The 26,777-nt window shown below is 47.2% G+C and carries 3 protein-coding genes; all 3 read right to left on the bottom strand.

Annotated elements, in window-relative coordinates; all coding sequences use genetic code 11:
• Window positions 1–111: 111 nt before the first annotated feature.
• The 3 genes from OCU48_RS04260 to OCU48_RS04250 all read right to left on the bottom strand — a co-directional run bounded on the left by OCU48_RS04260 (window position 112) and on the right by OCU48_RS04250 (window position 26,462).
• Window positions 112–24,027, bottom strand: coding sequence for an LEPR-XLL domain-containing protein (locus tag OCU48_RS04260; protein WP_141343872.1), 23,916 nt, complete (start codon window positions 24,025–24,027; stop codon window positions 112–114).
• Window positions 24,028–24,181: 154 nt separating this feature from the next.
• On the bottom strand, window positions 24,182–24,952 hold the full coding sequence (locus OCU48_RS04255) for a SapC family protein (RefSeq protein WP_141343871.1): 771 nt from the start codon (window positions 24,950–24,952) through the stop codon (window positions 24,182–24,184).
• 115 nt (window positions 24,953–25,067) lie between these two features.
• The gene (locus OCU48_RS04250; protein WP_208727077.1) at window positions 25,068–26,462 is read right to left on the bottom strand and encodes a TolC family outer membrane protein; all 1,395 of its coding nucleotides are present in this window, start codon (window positions 26,460–26,462) and stop codon (window positions 25,068–25,070) included.
• Window positions 26,463–26,777: the final 315 nt, after the last annotated feature.

Below are 26,777 nucleotides of genomic sequence, written 5' to 3'. Positions count from 1 at the left end.
AGTGTTTACTTGGCAAAAGCAATTGCCAAATAAACAGGTGCGCCCTACGAGTAGGACGCACAACCCTTTGATAAAATTAGTCTTGTTCTTTCTATCTGTCCACAGAAGTTGTTACAAGGACACATTCTCTCTATTGGTTTTAAGACTTGAGGACCTTGCTGTCTTCTTATCTGCTCGCATCACCATCCAACCACCAAGCCCTGCAATTGCAGCTTCAACATCAATACCTTCACTTTCCTTGCTATCGACTCGCATATCTACCTCAGGAAGACATTCATTGTCTTGTTCTAAGCACTCTTGTACCGCTAATTCAGCAGGTACTTGCTCAACATCATTGTCACTGATTTGTTCTTCTTTAGGCACTTGGTCAGCTTCAGGTACTTGCTCAGCCTCAGGTTGAGTCGTCTCTTCGATTTGCTCTAATGGCTCTCCTTCAACAGGAACAGTTTGTACTTGAACCTGACCACTAGAGCCACCAGAACCAGCTTCTGCGATGACAGCAATTAGGTTATCAAATGCTTGTTCAGCCTCTGTCGTAAACTCAACAGGGGCAGCAGCTGAGCGCGTTCGTGCGGTTTCAGCTAAATCAGACTCAACATACAACTGGTCAGCATAGCCACTAAATAGCCCTTGCTGCGATAAACGAATAAAGTCCAATTGACCTAACGCTAGTGAAATAATCAACTCAGGGGTATCAACGGTTTCGCTTTCCACTAAGACAAATTGACCATATTCTCCGACCAATATGTCTTCATCAAAGCTAGCAAAGAAAGAATCGCTACCAAAGTGTCCTTGCAGACTGTCTTGGCCCGCACCACCAATAAGAGTATCATCGTCACCTATAAATAGGTCTATGGCGTCAAAGACTAATCTATCGTCTTCACGCACGACCTGAGAACCATCGCCACCAATAAGATCATTGCCTGCACCGCCATCTAGTGTATCGGCGCCGAAGCCACCGAAGATGATATCTCTATCGCTACCACCCTCAATAAAGTCATCTCCACCAATTGAGGTATTGCCCGTTTTCACATCAATATAACGGCCAGTACTGTCGGTAACGATTCGACCATCATCGCCAATGATAATGGTTTCACCAGAGGCATTTTTCACCTTGTCGTTACCCACACCAGCGATTGAGTGGTCATTACCCGCACCAAGTACAATGATGTCATCGCCACCAGTCGCATTCTCTTGGTCTGTACTGACAATCAGGCGATGAACGCCATCTATAAAGTCCACCTCACCATTGTCACCGACAACAACATCACTGTCATCGCCCGTGGTAATTTGGTCTCCAGCAAAGCCACCTAAAACAAGATTAATGCCATTACCCGCATTGATAATATCGGCACCACCTTGAGCAACGGCGGTACTCATAGCCTGCACTATGATGCCGTCATCGTCATACGATACTTGCCCATTGTCACCAAGGATATGATCCATACCATTTGCGGTGGTCACAACATCAGCACCATTACCCGCAATAACCACGTTATTGCCTTCCCCTAAGATGACCTCATCATCACCACCTAGGTCTTCTTGAGTCGTTCTCGCCAGTGTTAAGATGCCATTGCCGTTGTAACTAAGGATGCCATTATCCGCTAGCACTTCTGTATCACCAGAATCAGACATCACGATGTCGCTATCTAGACCTGCTATCACTCTATCAAACCCAGTGCCAACCTTAATGATGTCATCACCTGTGGTATCGCTATTTATGTCTGTACTTTGAATAGTGCGAATAACGCCATCTTTAACATCAATCTGACCATTGTCACCAATCACCACATCATTACCGGAGCCTGTGGTCATCTCATCACTACCAAAGCCAGCAATTAGGATATTGTCACCATTGCCTGCGTCGATAACATCATCACCGCCAAGCTCTAGTGAGGTTGATTTCACTTGCATCAATACGCCAGTAGCATTGAAGCTTATCTCACCATTGTCACTAACGATAATGTCTTCACCGTTGGCCGTGATAACGGTATCCGAACCCATACCTGCAACAACTACATTGTCGCCTTCACCTAGGGTCACCTTATCGTCACCACCAAGGTTAGTTTCTGTAGATTTCGCGTTGATTAGGATGCCGTTTGCGTTGTAGGTCAGTACACCATTATCCGCGATAACATGGCTATTACCTGAATCAGACATCACAATGTCGCTATCAAGACCGGCAATCACTCGATCAAAGCCAGCACCTACATTAATAGTATCGCTACCCGTGGTTGCGTAATCCATATCTATGCTTTGGATTACGCGAATCACGCCGTCGATTAAGTCAATCTGACCGTTGTCACCGATAACCACATCACTGCCAGAACCCGTAGTTACCTCATCAGAGCCAAAGCCTGCTATAACGCGATTATCCCCGTTACCTGCATTAATGGTGTCACTGCCGCCTTGGTCAATTGCGATAGATTCAGCCTTAACGAATACTCCTTGGTCATCAAAGTTAAGCTCACCGTTATCACCCATAATGATATCGCTGCCACCCGCTGTGGTTACGGTATCGGCACCGAAACCCGCGATAACCACATTGTCACCTTCACCTAGGGTGACCTCATCGTCACCACCGCGGTCGGTTTCAGTGGCAATAGCGTTCACCAAGATGCCATCGGCGTTGTAGGTCAATACACCATTGTCGGAGATGACATGGGTGTTACCTGAATCTGAGGTAATCTCATCATTCTCGATAGTAGTAATAAGCTCGATACCATTTACGGTTTCGGTAAGCTCCTCAGTAAAGGTATCCAAACCAGCAATTACTCGGTCTGAGCCCGCGCCAAGATGGATAGTATCGGCAGCTGCAGTAGAGCGGTCCACATCCGTGCTTTGCATGGTGCGGATAACGCCATCAACAAGGTCTATCTGACCGTTATCACCGATGACTGTATCATCGCCATCATTGGTGGTTACCTCATCAGAGCCAAAGCCTGCAATGACAATGTTGTCACCAAGACCTAGAGTGACATCATCATCACCGCCAAGGTTGATATCATTGCTTAGCGCGCTTACAAGAACAGTGCTATCGTTCCAAGCACCTGAGTAGTTCAACTCACCATTGTCGGCAATAACATGGGTGTTGCCTGAATCAGAGGTAATGGTGTCGCTACCAAGACCGCCAAGCATACTATCGTTACCAGAACCTAAGTGAATCTCATCATTACCAGATGCATTGCTGTCGCCTTGCTCAGTTTTCAGTGCAATAGCGTTGTTTCTTAGATCTACTTCACCAAAGTCACCTAGTACCCAATCATTGCCCGAGCCAGATTCAACATAGTCGCCACCTGCGCCAGCTAGGATAATGTCGTCGCCTTCATCACCATAGATAGTATCGGTGTTGCCTGTATTGGTATCAGAGGTAGTAATTAGGGTAACTACGCCTGTATCAATCAGGATATTACCCATATCGCCAAGGATGATGTCACTATCGTTACCTGCAATATCAGTACCCTCAGGACCATTACCACCATAGATAGAATCTGACGCTTGACCACCAAACAGGATATCATTACCTGCGCTACCGGTGATGGTGTCGCCACCGCCATTGGTAAAGCCAACGTTGCTCACCTCAGTCACATCATTGAGTGACGTAGAAAGGATACGATTAACACCATCTAGCTGGTTAATCACACCCTTATCGGCAATCACGATATCATCGCCAATGCCGGCATTGATGGTGTCGCTACCAGTCGTTAGAGGGTCAGAGGTTTCTAGGTTGTCGTTCACCCCATCTGCAATATTCACCACGGTTAGGATCTGAGTGCTCAAATCTAAACGTGTGCTTACGTCAATATTAAAGCCTGCATCGCCGTAGAGATGGTCATCACCACCTAGGCCGTTAATAGTGTCATTACCCGAACCACCAGCGATATGGTCGCCATATTCACTGCCAGTAATCGCATCATTACCTTGGCCGCCGAAGATGGTTACTGAACCGCCAGCGCCCGAAGCATTGATAATATCTGCGCCAGGGTTGTTAAACTCACGAGCCTTATCGGTTTTCTCATCCGAAGTAGCGTTGTAGGCAAAGCCGTTTTGACCGGTATCACCAAACAAAATAAGCACACCATCAGCATCACTACCAGTCACGGTTAGGGTATCACTACCGCCACCGCCATGAACCACAGTAATCACATCTGCTGCAGTATCGGTAATCGTGACATTGTCATCGCCTTGGCCAAGTAATAGCTCTACCACCTCGATATCTTTGTACTCAATACCTTCACCCATTCCTAGGCCAGTTAAGCTGATATCGTTAAGCACACCACTGTTGTTCTCCTGACTGCCATCGTTGAACACATTGAGTACGTCAGTTTGTAACACTTCACTCACTTCAATGTTCTTAACAGGTAGGTCTGTGTCGGTTTCACTCGGTAGCATGATTGCTAGGCTAAGCGCACGCGCCTTACCTTGAGGTACACCGCCCTCAATGATCAACTTACCTTGGATACCAGTTAGGATATGTGGTTGAAGTGGTGGATTTTGAACCGGCTGAGCATCTTGTTCTTGATACTCCTCATTCACAGAAAGAGTGATGATGATAGGTTGATCCCAGTTAGTGGAATCAAAGGTCACAGTGTTGTCATCTGCACTAAAGCGAGGATCTTCACTGCTAAACAGAGTCTGACCATCATTCAATAGATTCACGGTTACTGGAGCCGTTGGCGCTTTACTTAGCACTAGGCTGTAATCGTCATCTTGAGCCTGACTCACTAGAGTCGAGCCGTCAGTCTGCGTCACGATAACCGCACCGCTATCGTTATCCGTTACAAACAGGATCTGTTCGGCATCATCCACTTGGTTGTAATCAGAATCATCAAGATCACTGCTTGCGGTTAGTTTGACGCTTCCTTGATATAGGTTCTCTACATCTAGGTCATCCAGAGCGTTCACACTGAAGGTCTTAACCTGATCCCAGTTAGTGTGGTCAAAGGTTAACTCGTCTGTGCTGAACTCTAGCTGAGCTGAACCGCCAGCACCTAGCATCTCTGCAATAGAGACAGTAACGGTTTCACCTACCTCTGGCTGTGTCGCAAGTCGTACATCAAATGTAGCGCTCGCTCCGCCCTCGGTAAGCTGATCGCCGCCTTGTGGAAGCACGATAATGTCCGCTTGGTCATTATCGAATACATTTACCTCAACGTTCGCGATATCCAGACCATCAAAGTCAGGGTTATCACTGCTTACGCTGTGGCTAATCACATAGTCACGCACCCCTTCCATGGCGCTATCATCGATAGCCTTCACATAGATTTGGGTAGTGTCTTGCCAGTTAGAGCCTGATTCGTAAGTCACTACCAGTGACTCGTAGAAGTTGATGTTATCGGTCGAAACCAAAATACTGGCTGCCTGACCATTGGTGTTATCTTTGTCGCTGCTAGAAGCACGCGCCGCCGAAACAGTCACATAGGCCACAGTAGCCACGTTGGGTTCATCAACGCTTAGAGACAATTCATAGCTGTCGGTCATGCCATCTTCATCAACCGTTACCGATTGATTGCTGATAGCTACTGCTCCATTGTCTTGGCTAGCAACGTTCAGTGATACGCCTTCAACGAAGATACCATTGTACGCTTCATCATCACTAAATACGCTGTGGTTGATAAAGCTGCTACGACCTTCAACCGAGTAAGAAACGATTGGCTTAGTTACATCGCTGGCTACGTTAAACACGTCAGCGCCCAGACCGCCGATAATAGTAGTTTCCACATCGGCGTTTGTGCTTAATACATAGAAAGTGTCGTCACCCTCAAGGCCGTCAACTTCCGCAAACTCAATGCCTTGATAACCAATATTTAAACCAGCACCAAAGATGCCGTCCTCGGTGATCATGAAGTTATCATCACCCTCAGTACCTAGTACTACAACCTTATCGCTACCTGCACCACCGTCGATCTTAAGGGCTGCATTGATACTGTATTCGATGGTATCTGCACCCTCACCACCAAACAGCTCTACATCCACGCTGTTGTTGGTTAGGCCACTATCGGCAAGCAAGAAAGCACGAACCACAAAGCTATCATCACCTGCTTCACCATAAAGTTTGGTTACTGCCTTGTTTGAGTAGACCTTGATGCTGTCTTCGCCATCACCGCCGTAGATCACCATCGGCAGGCTGTTACCGTTACTCAAGAAGCCTAGGGTGGTTTCTGTGGTCTCGATTTCATCACCATCAGCGACAAACGGACCTACACGGTCACTACCAAACAACTGACCTACTTGGAAAGTATCGTTGTCTGCACCACCATCTAGGGTAAAGATGGTGCCAGTATCATCACTGTAGAAGCTATCTTCGCCCTCTAGACCATTGATGATAAAGCGCGCATTGATGTTGCCATCGTAGTTGATGCGCTCAACGGTATTGCCGTAGCCACCATTGCCGTCATCATGTAGAGCTGCTACAAAGTTAGCGCGGACTAGGAAGGTATCAGCACTTGCTAGACCATTTAGACTAACCACATCAGCGCCATCATTGCCTGCACCAGAGTCTTCAATATCGATAATGTAATCGGCATCGCTACCTGTGCGATTGATGATGTAACTATCGGTGCCAGCTTCGCCATCAAGCACTAGTTTGTCTGCTCGGGTATGAAGCTGATTCACGGTGATTTCGTCATCCCCAGCGCCCATACTTACATAGGTATCCCCAATTAGGCTTTGTGCGTCGATAAGTAGCTGATCGTTACCTTCACCTGCATCAATATTGATGTTGGTTGCGTTCATATCACCTTGGATGACAAAGCTATCATCATCGGTGTTGCCGGTTAGATTGATATCACCACCGGCTACCATGCGGCCTTGAATATCTAGGGTAGAGCCCATGGTATCTTGGTCACCAGTTTGACCAGAATCGATCTGGATATTAACGTCCTTATCCGCATCCAGTGTTGCACCAGATTCCAGAGTGAAGCCGTCACCCGAATTGATATTAATATTTGCGTCAGTCTCTAGGGTTACGCCCGATACTATAGTTATGTCATCGTTAACCGAATTGTCCTTCGACTTAAGATTAATATTGCCTATAGCAATTATGTTCTGATCGACCGTAAGCGGGCTCTGTGTAACCAAGTTGATTTCACCACCAGCCTCAAAGCCGCTAGAAATGCCATCAACCACGCCACCGACATTCAATGCTCCTGTATTCAGGATATAAGTACTGCCTGTGGTCGATTGACCTTGGATATTACCCACCTGAGTCGCCAATGCTTTATCAGCACTGCCGATATCTAGAGAGGCAAACAAGTATGTTTTACCTGCAATAACGTTATTGCCACTGGCACTGTCATTCAAAATGCGGCCCGCAGGCGCTGCAATAAAGGCGATTGCCGCTGCGCCTGTTTGAATAGTGTTTAGATACAGGTCACCTACGGTTTCAGTTAGGTGTGTGTTGTTAAAGCTAGATACGGTTAGGTTCTCACCCTCGGTTGAGCCAGAGTCCACTTCAATATCATTGCCCACCTGACCAACGGTATCCAAGCGTGAGGTTAGCGAGATGCTTGCGCCTACGATGTCTGCGATTTCACTTGGGTCGTCAACAACACCATCTAAGATAGCCAGGTGCGCTGCTAGCTCAACATTACCCTGCGCAGACTCTACATGGTCAACATCAAGGTTGCCTTCGGTCTCATTCACGCGAATATCATTTTGAGCATTAGCGGTTAACAGACCGCCGGTTAGATTAATGTCTAAAAGGTTACCAATAGCACCTACGCTGCCGGCATTTGTAGTGAGCACTACGTCAACAGCGCGGATATTCTCATAATCGTGATCAAAACTGTCTACAATCGAACCGTTCACTGCTAGTAGGTCAACTGTTCCACCGCTAGAGAAAATAGTGGCTACATTAATATCCGAGTTAATCTCGGTAATAAATATGTCACCCTCTGCTCGCGCGGTTAAAGTTGCATCCGCCGCTAAGTCGATAGTGAAGCGATTGTTTGCACTACCGATTGCACCTGAGCCCGCTTCAAGGATCAAGGTTGAACCTGCAGTAACAGAAGCGCCGCTACCCGAGCCATCAGTCAAATCCTGCTTAGATTTGATACGCACGTTGTCACCCGATACAGAATCGACCTGCATCGATTGTTCAGAGCCAAGATACACATTACCTGTAGCGGTTGCGTTAATTGAACCTGTAACAAGTACATCGATATCTTCACGCTGATCAATAACCACCTTGTTCACACTTGCAGTGCGGTAGTCATTAGAATTAAGCGCAATGACCAAACTTGCAATGCTAGGATCAACCTCTTCAAGATCAACCACTAGGCCAGCAACACGATTCACTTGATAAACTTGACTGCCCAAAGACACAAAGCCATCTTGTGTAAGGCCTAGGCTTGTCCATTCATCATCGTCAGTGTTAACCAAAGTGGTTAGATCTGGAGTGCTGCTAATAGCCGCCACATCCATAGTTACGGCAAACTCTACCGAAAGCGCAGTCGAGGTCAGTGTAATGGTGTCAGAAGTAACAGCAGCAATTTCATAAAAACTGCCTTCATCATTGGCGTTAGCACTATCGCCGGCAATTCGGATCTGCATGCCAGCAACAAAGCCATCGCTTACCCAGTTGCCTGATGAACGAACTAATTGGTCGCCACTGTCTGACTCAACCACATCCACAACCACGTTTTGAGTGCGTTCAGTAAACAAGAAGTAAACATCGTTGCGTTCAGCAGCAGCCAATTGCACACGTTCATCGTCTGAGTAATCACCGTCGAGATCAATTTCAACTGAACCCACTGCACTACCAATATCATCTTGAGTGACGATAGTGATATCACCTCCGGCCGAGATGTTGGCTTCCTCGATGGTTGCTTGGGTGTTAGTGATAGGTTTTAGTAGGCTACCGCTGATAAGGTTTGTAAGCTCATCTTCGGTCCAAACATGTACGCTCGCCGTTAAGCTATCTGTTTCATCTTGAGTCAATACATATTCGTATTCATCATCATAAGCCTGACCGCCATACGTAGCATGCAGTGCATGGTATTCAGCAGTACGCTTGTTCACTAGCGTTTGAATTGCATCGTCAATGAAGGTTTCAAGAGCAGAGCCAGTGAGTCCATCCTCAGTACCGATAGTCTCGTAAACCTCGCGATAATACGCCTCTTCATCCACTGACAGATCCACTTCTTCATCAGCAATATAGTCGCCATCAAATTGACCATTGCGGATGTTCCAATAGGTGCTGTATTCCATCTCACGAGCACTCATATAAGCATCGACAACGTTCTGAATCTTAGCGTTGGCTGCATCACTACCACCGATTAGACCAAGGTTCTCCCAAAGGCCTGTGCTTAGATCCTCATAGGTTCTTTCATCACGAGCGGTAGAGTTGTTGGCATCGATGAGCGAGCCCTTAGATGCAGTGATCGTCACATCGCCAGAAGTCGAGGTGATCTCTTTAGCTAGGAAGTCACCATCTATCTCACTTAGATAGATATCATTAACAGCCAGTACGGTCACTGAGTCGGTATTCTTCACACCGCTGTCAATGGCAAGCGCTTGTGAGTTCGTACCCACATGGGCTTCAGAGTTAATGTAGATCTGACCGCCACGCACAACGCCCGCAGTGCCAGACTCGGCTTCAATACCGCCTACAGCAGATAGATAAACCTTACCGCCGGTATCATTAGTAAGCTGACGACTGGTTGCGGAAGTAATGCTCTTAACTACAAGCGATCCGTCGGTCTCAACGATATTGATACGGCCACCGTTAGTAATAGCGGTGATACCGCCGCCACCATTGTTGGTTAGGTTAGTGCGAAGCGCGTTGCTTGCAGATTCAATACTGCCATCCACATTAGTTTGCACCTCACCACCGATAGTTTTCGCATCGAGCACGATATCCATCCCGCCTACTGTACCTGTAGATTTGGTGATGATATCGGCATCTGTGGTGATGGTAGTGGTACCCTCAGTATTGCTGATGGAACCTTGAACAATCACACTACCACCGTTTTCCGATGTGATATCGATTGAGCCAGCCTCAAGGCCGGTAAAGGTAATGGCTACACCATAATCGGCGCGGATAGAGTGAGTAGATTCGTAACGAACCTTACTCTCTTCCACAAATTTAGCGTAGTAAGTTTTCTTACCCCACCAAGTACTTTTCGTCCATTTGCGAACCAATGAGGTTTCGTTATCAAGAACGATAGGGTCATCAAGTTCACTAAATATATAGGTCTCGCCCCCCTCATCAAACTCAAAATACGCACCTTCACCTCGCAGGGTTGGGTCTCCCACAATTTCAGGTTCACCATCAAAGGTCACATCTTTCGGATCTTTCGCAAAGGCATCGATACCTAACCAGGACGAAGTACCTTCAGTGGTGTAACGACGCTCAAAGGTCTCTTGACCCATGGTCCATGAATAACGCCAACCCTCTCTAGGGTCATAGGTCATATCATCGGAGCCAGTTGTCTCCACACCATTGGTGGTGACTGTCACGCCACTCGCATCTTTGGTATAGATAACCTCAACCGGATTGTCCGAGGTGCCTTTTGCCTTATCGCGAATAATCAAGGTACCTTTGCCTCGTTGCGAGGCATCAAGACCCATAATTTTCACATCAAGGTCGGTATTGTTGATGACATCGATTTCAGCATAGCCACCAAGAAGCTCAATCTCTGAGTTGGTGTTGGTGTTTAGGATATGACCCTCAAGTTCGATATAGCCACCGCTTACGCGCATATCGCCTACCACGATTTGATCATTAGTCGCATCGTAGAATACTGAGAAATCTTCACTGCCCACATCCAAACGTACAAGACCAGTCGCACCATTGGCACGAAGTTCGTCTATGGTGTCTTCCATATCTTGGGTGATGTTTAGAGTGAAGCTCTCCTTACCACTTTGGATCTTGCCATTGATATTAATGTATTCAGAGGTAATAGAAATGTTATCTGCGTAGATACTAGGACCGGTAATTGAGCGATTGATCAGGCTGTTTATCTCAGCAAGTGAGGCCTCTTCAAGGCCATTATTACCAATCGCAGAGTTCCACTTCGCGTACTCTGAGCCATCAACAGAATAAGTAGAACCTGGTGGCAGACTGATCACGGTCGAGCCGCCTGTCATCACCACCTGATCTTTAACATCAATGTCGCCATAAATGTTGATATCACCCTTACCTAGGGTGCTTGAACCCTCGCCGCTCAAGCTCTTAAGCTCAAGCTTACCGCTGCGGTTTGCAATATCGCCACTTAAGGTAATCGACGGCCAAGTAAGAACAGAGTTATTGTCCTGAGTATCCACTCTGTCGTTTAGCTCAATCAGAGCAAGGTCTAGATCCACATCGTTCACGATGGAGATCACCGGATCATCCTCGCTACCTACATCTTGTCGCTCACCATTTAGGAATACGCCACCATTCTCTTGTGGAATGGAGATGTCATTCACCACCAGTGACGCCAAGGTGTGGTTCAAGATGGTCACTGAGGCATCGCCTGGAGAGAGCACCGTACCGGTATCTTCATAATCGCCAGAGCGAATATCGATACGACCCGCCTCGGCATGAATATCGTTGATGGTGATTACCGGAATGTTCAATGTAATAGCGTAGTACTCACCATCGCCATCCACATCCATCAGGCCTTTCTCAACCATTAGTTCGCGCAAACGATTAATTTCTGACTTATAAAAAGCCTCGATATCTGAGTCTGAAGACTTACCATCGTTAAAGATAGAAAGCTGCTCTTCGGCATATTCTAGGTCATCAAATAGGCTAGAGCTAAGCGCTTCAATAGAGGTAGAGAAGCTAATGCCATCTGTCTTGTTCACTTCATCCACACTGCCGTCGTCATTTAAGCTGACAAACTCAATGGATTGGTTACGACGAATACCCGTTTCTAGGGTACCAGCATTACTCACAGTACCTGTGGTGCCGATAGTCACGTCACCACCCAGTTCAGCAGTGCCACCTAGCGCCGATGCCCAGTTCACTGTTTTGGTCTGCGCATCCATATCTGCAAAGCCAAAGCGTTCGGCATGCAGATTCATCTGACGTGCAGTTTTAACGTGCGAACCAGAGGCAATGGTAATGTTGTTGGTTTGCGATAGAGTTGCGGATGCACCTGCATCATCAATAGGAATCACACTGTCTGAGAAGCTATCGATTAGAGAGTGAACCTTATAGTCATCTCTGTTGAAGTCGGTATCAGTACCCGCCGAGATGTTCATATCGCCATAGGTGGTAAGGTCAGCACCTTGGTCGATAAGCACGGTATTAACTGGAGTGATATTGACGTTGGCATTGGTAACAGATACTGAGATTGCACCGCTTGAGTCTGCCTCAACGGTGCCTACTACCTCACCCTGACCACGAGCGGCAATCTGAATGTCGCCCTCAGATACTAAGATAGCGTTTTTACCTACGCGTACCTTAGCCAACAGTTCGTCGTCCTTAATCTTCATGGTTGCGCCTGTGCCCGCTAGTGCACCAGAAGCGTTGAGAACTACCTTCTCGGTAATATCAAGATCGTTTAGTGAATTAAGGGCAATGCCGTCGGTATAGCCGAGTCCCCATGAAGTCAACTCAGCATCATCACCCACATCAATTGTGGTTGCCATATCCAGCGTAGTGATACTGTCAGCACCTGCGGCACTTGCAAGACCCACAGCCACTACATCAATACGGCCATCTTGGTCTTTCTGTGCTCGGTTAATCGCATCCACATTGATATCAGATGCGCTGATCTCTAGGTAATCGCTGTTGCTAGAGCCGTCACCCAAGATCACATTTACATCAGCAGTGATGTCATGATTGATCTCTGCACCCGAACCAGATAGCAAACCACCAGAGGCCGCCACAACACGCGCATCAAAGCGAGTGATATGCTCTGCCTTCACATCCAACACACCGTCACCTGAGTTTTCACCCAAGGTAATGCTGGATTCGTCGTCTACAGAGACTTTCGTGGTGCTGGTAGAGCTAGTATCAGCTGCCACACCGGCGCCGGCCAACACGCCACCACTACCTGCAACCGCCAACACATAATTATCTTCTGTCGCTTTCGCTACCATGGTTAGGTCGCCGCCAACGTAATCGGTAGCCGACATGGTCACTAGGGTATCGACGTCTGTATCGCTATCGGCAAACACCACTCCTGCAGAGATAAAGCCGCCAGAGATACCATAGGCTTCTGATTTTTGTTTCGCACTTGCTAACGCCTTAACCGAACCGTCACCTGCAGCCTCGATATCCGAGTCCACCATGCTAACGCCGATGTCCCCAATCACTTCACTTTCAACGAACACACCCGCACCAGAGAAACCTAGACCCAAGGAAACTGAGGTCGCAACACCCATGGTGTACACATCGTCGGTAGAGCTCGCAGTTAGAGTAAAGTCACCCGTTGTATCTAGCGTCGAATTACGAACATCACTATTAAGGTCAATATCCACGGTATTAATGACACGCGTAGCACCAATAGAGACTGATACACCACCAGCAAACGATGCCGCCAAACTAGCCGTCGCTGCAGTCGCGTCGATATCTGAGCTACTTGACGAGGTTACTGAAATATCAGAGGCAGTGACTTGAGAACTATCTTCGATATAGCTGTCTACATCCGCATAGGCGTAGTTCTCAACCCTTACCGCAGCGCCAGATACGGCAATACCTGCCGCCCCTGCCACAACTGCGGCACTGCCTGCTCCCACGCCTGCATCGATGGTCATGTCGAGGGTTGAATCTACCTCAAGTGCGCCAGAGGCATGAACTTGGCTATTGTCAATATAGCTCTTAACAACAACGCGATCGCTATCTTCACCAATTTCATTCACCGCCACCGAACCACCTAGAGATACACCGATACCGCCACCGGCACCACCAGCTCCAGCCGCCGATACCGCAGCTACAGTCGCTTCAATCTTAGAGGTATTGTCTGCTTTGACATCGACAGCACCCACTTTATCGTTAGAAGCACCTAGAGTGCTGTTTGCGATATAGGCTTGGGTTTCGCCATAGATGTAATTTGAGGTTTCTGCGCCTGCACCGCTAATAGAAACGCCGCCCCCAACACCGCCAGCAGCTGCAATCGAAGCCGCCACCGAGGTTGCCTTAATGGTATTGTAGGTGGTCGCTGAAACGCTGATATCACTGCTGTTGAGTTCACCTACATCAGTGATATAGGCAAAGGTATTAGCATCCACGGTATTACGAGCCAGAGCGACACCAATACTTAGTGAAACACCGCCACCGGCGCCGAACGCAGCTGCTAGAGATGCCGCACCTGCTTCAGCGGTAATCGATGTCGTATTGTCCGCATCAACTGTCACGCTAGCGGTATCGATAACCTTATTCGAAGCTGAGCTGTTGTCGATATAGGCTTCAACATCCGCGTAAATCTTATTGGTTGTGTTTACACCGGCACCGGCACCCGACAAACCACCACCTGCACCGCCAGAAACTGCCATGCTACCTGCGCCCACACCTGAGAAGACAGTCATATTGCCATCAGCATCTAGGTTAAGTGCACCGGTTGAGGTAATGCCGCTGTTCTTAACATAGGCGCGAACCGCTTGGCGATTGCCACTGCTACCAATATTGTTGGTGGCAAGGGCAGCACCGATAGCCACACCGATACCACCACCAGCACCGCCTGCGCCAGACACCGCAACCGCAACTACAGTTGCATCGATATCTGAGGTATCCGACGCCGTAACATCGACCTTGTTCGCACTATCGATTTGCGAACTTTCAATATAAGACTGGGTTACACCTGAGATGCTGTTCACCGCCTCAGCACCTGCGCCACTAATCGCCACACCGCCACCTGCACCGGCTGCAAACGAAGCCGTTGCCGCAACTGAGGTTGCATCAATATCATTGGTTGCTGTGGCCGACACACTGATAGCACCTAAGCTATCAACCTGATTGGCACCCTTAATATAAGCCGAGGTATCTACCTCAACGATATTTTCAGCGATAGAAATACCTATAGTAAGTGTACCCCCACCGCCAGCACCACCTGCAATACCAAGCGACGCAGAGCCTAACTCAGCCTCAATGCTCGATTGGCTAGTTGCAGTAATGGAAATGCTTGCTGCCTCAATGATGGCATTGCTATCGCCTGAGTTGTCGATATAGCTTTCAATCAGAGCATAAACGTCATTCGTTGTTACTACGCCCGAGCCTGCGCCTGCTAAGCCGCCACCTGATCCGCCTGCAACTGCCATACCGCCCGCACCAACACCGGCAAATATGGTCATCTGCCCATTTGCAATTAGAGTCAAGTCGCCAGTTGCTTCAACGGTCGAATCTTGGATATAAGAAGCAACACGAAGGTTATCATCCGAGGTTCCGATCTCATTCTCTGATACAGACGCCCCGATGGAAACACCAACGCCGCCGCCTGAACCGCCACCACCAGAAACAGAGACTGCCGCAACCGTTGCCGTAATATCAGAGATGTTCTCTGCATCCACGCTGACGTTACCTGCGCTCTCAACATCAGCATCATCAAGATACGCTAAGGTATCACCACCGATGCTGTTGATGGAGTTAGCGCCAGCACCGCTTACTGCGATACCGCCGCCGCTACCAAAGGCAACCCCAAGCGAAGCCGCAACTGATAGTGAATTAATTGTATTGTCGGTAGAGGCATCGATATCCAACGCGCCACTACCAAGCTCAACATCTGCACCCGCAACATAAGCGCGGGTATTGTTATCTACATCGTTTCGAGCCAGAGCCACACCAACAGTGATAGCCACCGCGCCGCCACTACCAAAGCCCGCAGCTATGGTAGCTGCACCCACATCCGCATCGATATCCGAGATATTACTTGCGCTTAAGGTTAGAGAAGAACCTTTGATAGTCTGGTTTGAGCTGTTGTCGATATAAGCATCAACGTTAGAGTAGATCTCATTATAACCACCTGCACCTGCACCAGAAGCGGCAATACCTACGCCACTACCTGCCGCTGCGATAGCTGCAGATCCTGCGCCAACGCCTGCATCAATGTCTAGATCAGCTGTGGAGGTAACCGAAATATCACCTGTGGTGTCGATACCTGAATCAATCACGCTAGCGGTAACGCCCAAGCGGTTACCTGAATTACCGATATTGTTCTTCGTCTCAGCACCGCCAATTGAAACACCAAGACCGCCATCAGTACCACCAGCACCGGCAATAGAAACCGCCGCGACTTCTGCGTTGACTTTGGAAGTATTGGTTGCAGAAACAGTTACACTGCCAGAGCTGTAAGCCTGACTGTTTGCAATCGAGGCACTTGTCTCTCCGGTAATCGAGTTCACCGCATTCGCGCCAGCACCACTTGCTGTAATGCTACCTGAACCCCAACCTAAGGCAAATGAGGTGGCTACGGAGGTTGCTGTAATGGTTCCGTTAGTAGTTGCAATTAAGCTGATATTACCAACTCTGTCATCAGAGGCGCCGATATCCACATTATCAATCAGAGCAACCGTATCGTTATCGATATCGTTCTCAGCGAGTGCTACACCGATACTTAGGGCTACTGAGCCGCTTGATGCCGAGAAAGTACCTGCAATAGATGCCCCCACCACCGCACTGGTGATAGAGCTTGTATCTTTGGCCTCAACTGAGATGTTATCGGCCTTAACCACATGGTTAGCTTCCACAGCGGTAATGCCCGAAGTGGTATCTATCATGATGGAGTTTTTCGCATCAGAGCCAACACCACTCAGACCCACTGCAACGCCATCGGTCGAAGTACCGATGGCCACAGAGGCTGCAATCACATTTGCAGTGATCTCTTGCTTGCTCTCTGCATAGGTGTCCACATCACCACTGATATCTATGCTTGAATCGGTAATAATGGCGCTGATAGCATTCGCAGTTCCATTGTCATCGCCAATATAGTTCTCAGCCAAAGCTACACCGATACCACCAGACACACCTGTACCTGAGGTTGCGCCCGCCCAAGCGATGCTTGCCGAAACCACGGTCGCAGAAATATCACCGTCCGCATCCGCTTTCACGAACACGCCATTGTCAGCATTCGACTTAGCATTAACCGTTGTCGCCTGATCGATAGTGCTGCCATCAATCTGAGCAATAGTATCGCCATACACCTCGTTCTCAACCGAAGCGCCGCTACCAGACAGGGTAATAGTGGTGTTACTGCCGCTTTGCAGACCAATAGATGGCGCTACAACTACCGCGATAATGTCGCTTTCGTTATGAGCCTTAACATCCATGCGAGCCGTATCTAAATCATGACTTGGCAGTGTGATGGTGCTATCGATGACCTTAGAGCGAGTGTTCATACGAACCTTGTTATAGCTCACCGCTGCTGCCACAGATACGCCCACTGAGGTATCAAAGTTTGAAGAAGTGTCTTTACTCACCCCTGCGCCAATAGCCACCGAAAGGATATTGGCATCGCTATTAGCTTGATGACGCACCTTGCCAGTCGCAACATCGATATCCGAGTTGCTGATAACCGCATCGATGTCGCTCTCAATATTGTTCTCTGCATAGGTGACACCCACTGTGCCGCTACCTGCGTAGGCAACACCGAGAGCCACTGCATAGATCTTAGAGGTGTCTTTCGCTTCGATATCCACAGCAAAGTTCTGTGAATCCTTACCGGTGATCGAGCCTGCTGAAATGCCACTTAAGAAAGCATCCACATCATTAGTAACGTTGTTGACAGAAACGTTACCCGTAAGAGCGATACTGGTGGTGTTGGATCCCGCAGGCGTATCACCTACGCCCGACAATGCTGCAGACACAGATGCGGTTACTACTGTGGTGTTGTTAAGAGCTGTTATAGAAAGACTGTTTAGATTAAGACTATTAATACCTGAGATGCCCGCATCAATATCCACATCTACATCATTACGTAGACCGATACCCGCAGCCGCCAAAGCAAACTTCTGCGCTTCCGAGCTTGAGTAAGCAATAGGGAATGCATACACGCCTGAGCGGTCTTCCGCATCTAGGGTCACGGCATCTGCATTTAGGCTGTTTAAGTTGTAGATAGACGCTGATGTGGTGTGATCGGCAATATTGAAAATAAACGCGCCAGATACCGAAATACCATACGCGCTGTTATTGGTCTTGGGTGTATCACCACCTGATGGTGCAACCTTGCCCGTTGCCCATGCAGCACTGATTGCTGAACCAATAACAAAGCCATCACTTTTTGCTTGTACCTTAACATCACCATTTACATCGATATCACCTGAGCGAGCATTAGCATCTTTAGTCCCAATCTCTGCCTTGGTTACCTTGTCGATGATGTTCACTATGGAAGATGCACCCACACCGATAGCACCACCCGATGCGCCACCACCTGCGATGGTGATAATATCAACGCGGTTATCTGCGGTTACCGCTAAACGTTCAGTACCTGGAGTATTGGTAATGCGAGTACCAATATCTAAATCAACACCCGACTCGATGCGAGCGTTAGCGTTACTCTCAACGATATTGTTGATAAATAGACCAGATAAACCTAGAGTGCCCTTACCGTAACCAGCTGAATAACCTAGGTTAATCGCAAATACATTCGAGTCTGCATCGACAGTCAAATCATCGGCATAAACTAGTGCGCCATCTTCGATAATGGCATTACTATTTAAGGTTACCGAGTTGATATACACGCTCACACCGGCGCCATTTAGCGCCTCAGACTGGCCTGCTTTCTCGTAGATGGTTTTTAGAATTGGGATGTTTGAGTTGGTCGCGGTGAGTAGACCTACATAGTCCACCTGTTGGTTAACCGTATTTGAGGTCACCGACACATCACGACTGCCTGGTGCCAACCCGCCAAGGAAGGTATCGACTATGTCGTGGTACTCTTTGTCACTCACCTCATCAAAGGTGTTTTCAAGCGCAGTTCTCTGATTAACCTGCACTGTACCTAGCACTTTCGCATTCGCGTTTTGAGTTACGTTCAGGTAGCTAAAGTTAAGGCCGATAGAAACCTTGGCACCGGCTGCCTCAGACTTAACCGTGTTGTCGATAAGATACAGGTCACTATCACCGCCCAATAGCTGACTTGGAAGACTGGTAACCTTGTCACCTAGTAGCTCCCATTTAAACGGGTCGCTGAAATCGGTTTCTGAAAGACGCAGGGTTTCAGCCTCATCACCCAAGTATTTATATACAGCACCTAAAATGCCGATATCAGGCTGCTGCGCTTCTGTCTGCTTCCAGTCATAATCTTTGTAGTGGAAGCCGACTAGGTCGCCCGGATTTACTGTGTAGTCAGTATCAATTTCACCTGGCTGAACGAAGTCAGGTTTTACGTATTTAAAGGTAGTATCAGGGCTAATAAGGCCGGTTAAATTTTCAGTTTCAGAGTCTATTGATAACTTATCTAATACATCTAGCTGAGTATTACCTTGCACCAGAGCATTGGCATTGTTATCCATATCCGCAACCATAACGGATACTGCGCCACCAAACGGCACTTGGTTGAACTCACTCTTAGTACCTGTTGAACCTGACAATTGCGAGGTTTGAGAAACAGTGCTCGAAACCGAGGTCACGCTGGTCAATTGTCTACTCTGAACTGATGCATTCTGATCGAGAGATCCACCAACCTGAATGTCACTGCTCTTATCAGTAAGACCAATATAGGCATTAGCATTGTTGGTATCGTCGGCATAACCAAATGCGATACCTAGAGTGAATTTGGTTGGTTTTAAGCGATCCGATGGCGCAACACGTTTAGTGATAAACTCTGGCATACCCTTAGAGGCCAGTTTATCAGCGGCTTTCTGTTTGTATTTATCTTTGAAGTTATCAAGAACACTTGGCACACGATCAACGATGGCTGAAACCTCAGTACCCCACACACCATCAACGCGCCCTTGCTTCTGTTCAGCGTTAACATCTACATCTCCAGCGATAATGATATCGCCAGCTAGCGTGGCATTGGTGTCACCGTGTTCAATATGCACTGCCACACTTGCGGCAAGCTTACCCTTATCGCCCGCATCACTTAGAGCGCCCACATAGGTAAAATCAGAGGTGTAAGCCGACACTTCAAGGTCGCCTTCACCAATGATGGTTGCTGAATCTGAAACTAGAGTAGTAGAGTCACTCTCGAGGATGCCCACGGCCACACTGAACGCAAAGCCTTTAAAGCCATATCTAGGTTCAGACGCCACCTTCATATAGTTCTCAACTTTGGAAGAGATGAGCACATCTCCTTGTGCAATAACAGTCCCGTGCATCTCTACATTGGCGTCAGAGCGGATAGAACCGATTGAAACCGAGAATAGAATAGCCAGCGGTTCAGATTTCACACGGGCGATTGAGCGAGACTCAATAACTACATCGTCACCCTTGATAATCGCACTCTCGTCAATAGTGATTGTGGTATCGACTTTGGAGCGAGAATAGCCAAAAAAGAGCGCAAAGTTCTCAAGCTCAGCCTTAAAGTCTTTAATACTTAGCTCATCAGATTCTAATGAGTCACCACCATAGTTAACCGGGCTATCAGGGTTGGTTTCTGCAAAGGCAATGATGTTGATATCACGACCTTCAATAGTAGCGGCACCAATAGTAATGCTGGCACTCACATCATCGTAGTTGTAAAAGCCTAACCCTTTGATCTTATTGCGAGAGTCTGAAGCAACCAGGTCGATATCACCGCTCTGTTGTAGGGTCAAACCTTTAGCAGAAATGCTGACTCCGTCTTCAACCACAATATGGCGCGCATAGAAGCCAATATTACCTGCTGTGTCAGCATCATCGGTATTCACGTCCGCCTTGATGGTGATGGTGCCACCCGCATCAAACTTAATAGACTGACCCACAACAGAAACATTGCTGTCTATGGTAAGGTCGCCACCTGCCTCAGTGACAAACGAGTAATTCGCACCTGTGATGCTGGCGTAATCGAAGTGATCGATGTTGAAGGTCTCGCCACCGCCATAGAAAACCACATCATTGCTAGCTGCCGTATCAGATACGGTCACATTCACGGTGTCGGTATCAGCACGTCCAGCTACATTAATGCGAAACTCATTAATACCCTCTCCGCCTTTTAATTCAACATTGGTGTCTGCGGCATCTAGGGTTGCGTCAATGGTTGCAGCTGAGGCATCAAGTAGTGTTGCTCCAGCAGATGCAGTAATTTCAGAACGCTCAATATCGGTTAGCGTGACACTCTTGTCTGTTTCCATATCCCCTTTCCAAGTAAGGGAGCCATCGGCTACATCTACTTGGGTATGGGTTGCTGTTGTGCTTGCTGCTACCGTGTCATAACCGCCATTACCATCTACGGATGCATCATCATCGTCGATGGCAAAGAAGTCGATACCCTCTGAACCTAAGAAGGTGTCACTGCCCTCATTACCTCGCTGAGTAGTGAGCTGAACAGATGCCAACAAACTCATGCCTAATCCAGTGACGACTGAATTAGAAACACTTTGTCCATCTAACCCCAATACAGAAAGAATCGAAGTATCTAAACTAGCAACACCAAAGGCCGAAATACCAGAGATAGAAAGGGATGCAGTATCTTGATCAAACAAGGCAAACATAGCACCTGACTCTCGGTCATCAGCCAAGTTGATAAGCCCAATCAGCTCATCAAGAGTTTGGGCTGACTGGGTATCTACCTCAAGGATCGTGCTGTCATCATCAAGGGTAAAACTTAGGAAAAATTCGTCTAAATCAGCCCAGCCGTCAACAAGTTGCATGTCAGTGGTTTCTGACAGACCTATAAAGTCGGTTGCGTCAAAGTTATCATCACTATCAGAACCGATAAGCTCAGCACTCTCGATACCCAAAAGATTAATAATTGCCAGATCTGTGGTCAGCTCATCATTATCTAGATCAAAACTGTGCCCGACACCTGTATTACCACTCATATCGGCAATCAAGGTATCCTCACCCTCCCCGCCCTCTACAATGTCGTTGGTTTCACCTGATACAGAGATAAAGTCATCGCCAGCGCCTGCATCTATGATGTTGATGCCTTGAGCACCCTTAATGCTGTCGCTGCCTTGAAAGGTTGAGATCTTACTGTTACCGTCAAATGCTGATAGGTCTACATCATCAGCGCCAACACCACCTTCTAGATCCAGATAATCACTGCTATCAAAACCTACCAAGCTATCTAACACTTCTGTGCCAGCCTGAGAAAGAAGCGCACTCACGTCATTGCTGGCTGAGATCAGCCCTATCATAGGCTGACCAGAATAGAGCCCAGCAAACTCCACATCCCAACCATCATCGGTTGCGGTAACGATCAGCTGACCATAATTAAGGTCTAGGGTTTGCTCGAACGCACGAGAGATGTCTCGCGCAGTTGCATCCCAAGCTAGCTCATCGGTAACAAAATTCTCGCTATTGATATCAAAAGTGATGGTGTAACCCGAGCCACTGGTCACCACAGGAAGGGTAATATTAATAACTTCGTTTAAGCCTTGAGAAAGGTTCAAATCGTAATTAATGCCATTTACCGCGACCGTCGCTCGACCTTCAAAGCTCTCCTTCAGGGTATCAACACCCATACCCGCCGTTATGGTATCTGTCCCACCCAAACCAATTAAAGTATCACCGTAGTTTGAAGCGGTAATAACATCATCTAATTCACTACCTTCAAGGGTAATGTCGTAATCACCGCTCAAACTGGCATCTAGGGTATAGCCATCCACATCATCTTCATTAGCCTGAGCCTTCAGGTACACTGCTTCCATATCGGTCAGTGTGTCATTTTCGTCATCGTTAACCTTGATGACGTTTCCGTCCATGACGAAATCAGCGGCTCTTACCGCGATGACTTCATCAGATCCGTCACCACCGTCGATAGAGTCACTGCCTGCACCACCGATGAAGACGTCATCACCGATACCACCAAGCAATTCGTCTGCGCCGTCGCCACCAAGCAGGTGCACGTCCAGTTCAGAGGCAGAAAAATCGAAATAATTGTCGCCACTGCCACCCTCGGCAGCCAGAAGACTCACATCCACTAGAGTTACGGTCTGATCTTGCGTTTCAGTAAAGATCGAGCCGTCCCAAGTGCCTCCTTGATAAACATAATCGATATCATCATTAACTGAATCGAGCTCAAGTTTGATATCAACACCACCCGCTGCAGACTCTTTAAACAGCACGGTATCAAAGCCACCAAAGCCATGTACGCTGTCTCCAAAACCCACTACAAAAAGGTTGTGGTTAGTATCACCAACAAAACTATCAGCGTAATCTGAACCGATTAAGGTTGTCATGCCGGTGACACTATCAAATCCGGTCACCGCTTCGTTTTCAAGGTCGACACTGACCCCTTCGCTATATTGGCTGTAGTCGAGGTAATCACTACCGCTACCGCCGAGTTCATCGAAGCCTTTAAAGGTGATAGTAGTGGCGCTTACAGAATCCAGCAGACCACCATCATTAAGGTTTTCTAGGGTTGAAAGGTTGCCTTCCCCCTCATCCGTGATTTCCCAGTTGTAGCTGCTATTGATGGCAGCCAGAACGTGAATAGAGTCGTCGCTTTGTGTGGCTTCAATGGCTTCAGTATTGAGGAACTCAACGGTGCCGTTATCACCAAGGTTACCTTCGTTATCACCATTGATCTGCCAGTTACTGGTGGTGACGTCTGAGCCAACAGCTACGGTATCTGAGCCTTCTCCACCGTCAAATTGGACAATGAAGTTTTGTTCACCAAGGTCTAGGAAAGATTGGTCTACGGTAAGGGTGTCATCGCCGTCTGTGCCGGTAACCGTGATAACTGAGGCGTCGCCGATACTTTCAATCTCGCGTTCACCTAAAACACTGCTGTCGTTATTATCTATGAGCTGGATATACTGCTCGTTTGGTGCCTTCTCCACCACTTGCAAGGTCACATCATTGCTATCAGCAACGAGTGCAGCCAATGGATCAGCAGACAATAATATTCTGGGCTCAAGCTGCTCTATGGCAAAGGTATTATTTTGCGCAGGTGAAAGCCTCCACTTAGAGGTTTTCATCGCATGATTAATCTCTGTCATTAGGTTAGAAAGTCGTGGTTTAGCAGACATTTCTTTTTTCGATGACTTAGATGCGCCCAATGGTGTATTCATAACAATACCTTTTTTCAGGGAATCCCGGCACGAGATAACCTTACACTTCCTGTGGTTTTAGCGGTCACTAAAAGCAAAAACGCACAGCCAATTCATGGCTGTGCTGTTTAATGACTCGATAACTGCACTGCTTCGCAATGCAGTCAATTCACTGTTAGTGAATTTCAGCGCTGTCTTCTGGTTCATCACTAGCGCTCGTTTCTGATATCGCACCGCTGTTTTGCAACATCTTATTTAGATTGCGAAGCGAATGCAGATGCAGATAGATCAATTCAAGACCATCTGAGGAAAATAGTTGCGATAGATCCTCTTGTTTGATCGCTTTCAACTTTTCTTTATTGATCACTTTAAAGCCGGTAAGTGTTCGTTCTTCACCACTTGGCAAAGTGAACTTAGCACCCATATCTTCAAACAAATCTAGTTCAACTAATTTGCTACAGAAGGCTTGAGTTCGTTGATAGTGGTTTTGATAATCTTGGAGAAACTCCAACACCTTAGACAAGTATTGAGTCTGCTCGCCATCACCGTCAAACAAACGCTCACCGCGATTTTCTTGATTGCAACCTGAGTACGATTCATCAAGACATAGAGTCAACGTTTTACCCTCATCAGTGCTCGCAAACACGAATGGATAGCGACGAACAAAGGCAGGAATGTACTTCGCAACCCACTGTCCCTGGTCATTTACATAAAGATTTTCATCTTGCTTAATACCCATAACGACAACTGGCAACAGCTGTTCACCTTCTCCTGCAAAGACGATTGAATAGTCTTGGGCTGCATGAGGAAACTCGGCTGCCATTAATGGCACTGAGTTCACTTTCTTTGCAAAATCGTAATTATTCTCAGCCTTGATTGACCAATCTAAATGACGCTTCTTGTTAACTGCTTCTACTTGTCCATAAATTAGTAATTGAGTAGCCACATCGAACTCCTTTTCATCCATAAAATACTTCTAACTTCAAAGTGCCATTATTTGACGGGTAAGCACCTTGAAGAGAAATCACATCAAAGCCTCAACTTGCTCAGCTGAACTCTAACTAGTACAACACCAACCTAGATAGCTCTAGGTCTTCATCAAGAACACTTAAATCTGTGGATACCTCTTTTCCTTGAAGCGTATTATTAATTTGCTGTAGGTCAAACTCAGTAAGCGTTCCTACAGCCTTTTTCAATCGCAAATTGTTATACAAATAATCGTAACGCGCCGCTGAGTATTCAGTTTGAGCAATGAACAAATCGCGTACTGCATCTAATACAGTGATGCTGGTTACAACACCAGACTCATAAGATTGTTGCTTGAATTCAACAGCAGATGTGTATGCCTCAACTGATTTTTGCAGAGCTTGAACTGTACTGATTGCACTCGTCACGCCTGTAAAGGCTGCGCGAGTTTCACGTGAAGTTTTACGCCAAGTTTGCTCAAGTTCATCTCGCGATCTGTTGTACAAACTCTCTTTCTCACGAACTCTTGAAGAAACCGAGCCACCAGCATAGATAGGTACAGATAACACCACAGCGACATCGGCACTTTCCACTTCACTACCGCCACCAAACAGCGAACCGTCGGTGTCAGAAATATTATAAGAAGCAACTAAATCTAATGATGGGTAATGACCCCCCTGTTGCATGCGAATATCTTCACGTGCAGCTTCCATTGCGCTCTGCTTGGCTAGGATAAGAGGGTTGTTTTGTTGTGCCTCGTTAATCCACTTATCCACTTGAAATGGTTCAGGCTTCACAAGGGCAAGTTCTTCCCCCAGTGTTGCCATTGAATTCGGAACTTGTCCGGTCAATTCATACAAGCCTTGCAAGGAATCTCTTAAAGAATTGCCTATTTCAATTTGACGAGCCTGCGCTTGCAGTAATCGCGCTTCAGATTCAATCACATCTGTCTTTCTAGCCAGACCGTTATTCGCTTGAGATTGAACACGTTCAAAGTGCTTCTCCAAGGATTTAACCTCTGCATCAATGCCAAGATAAGTATCTCGCTTCTTGAGTACAATGAAGTAAGCTCTGGCAACACGAAGCATCAATTCTTGACGAACATCTTCAAGCTCTGCGGCCACACGCTTCACGTCTTCCTCTGCTTGGGAAAATGAAGCCCAGTTACTGAAACTGTATATCGATTGAGTTAAAGAAAGGTTTAATTCGTTGGTAGGATAATCTGTAGAACCGACCCCTGCGTACACCGGATTGTCTGAATCTCTAATTTTTTGATAAGTTTGTGTGTGACTCAATTCAAGATCAAGCGTTGGTAGTAAGACAGCACGTGCTTGTTCATACACTTCCTTGTCCGCGTTATATTGCGATATTCCCGCTCTATAAACAGGATCATATTCAAGGGCCAGCTTATAAACATCGAGCAAGTTTTCTGCATTTGCACCTGAGGCCAACGCCCCCAATACGATGCTGCTTACGAGTTTCCTAATCATTAAATTCATCCCTGAATCTCAACGGTCATATCCTTAAACCGCTTTTTCGTGCTTCAGCAAACTCACAACATGAAAGAGTGCCACTTCAAAATTCTGTGTAAAGTATATGCAATACTCACAAAATCACCCAAATAAGAATACAACTCGTTAACTTTTTTACCTTCTCAGTCTGAGCTTGTGATCTGGTACGCAAAATATGGGAAGTACCCTTATTCTATAAGGGGTTATACTACCTTTCATCTTCATCAATTAATCCTTGTCATCAGTAAGTATAATGATTAAACCTTGCTCTAAAATCATGGGCAGCAAACCATT

Origin of the sequence: Vibrio inusitatus (assembly GCA_024346935.1) — a bacterium.
Taxonomy (GTDB): Bacteria; Pseudomonadota; Gammaproteobacteria; order Enterobacterales; family Vibrionaceae; genus Vibrio; species Vibrio inusitatus.
Note: the sequence above shows the minus strand (reverse complement) of the source record. Positions and strands in the feature narration are given on the sequence as shown.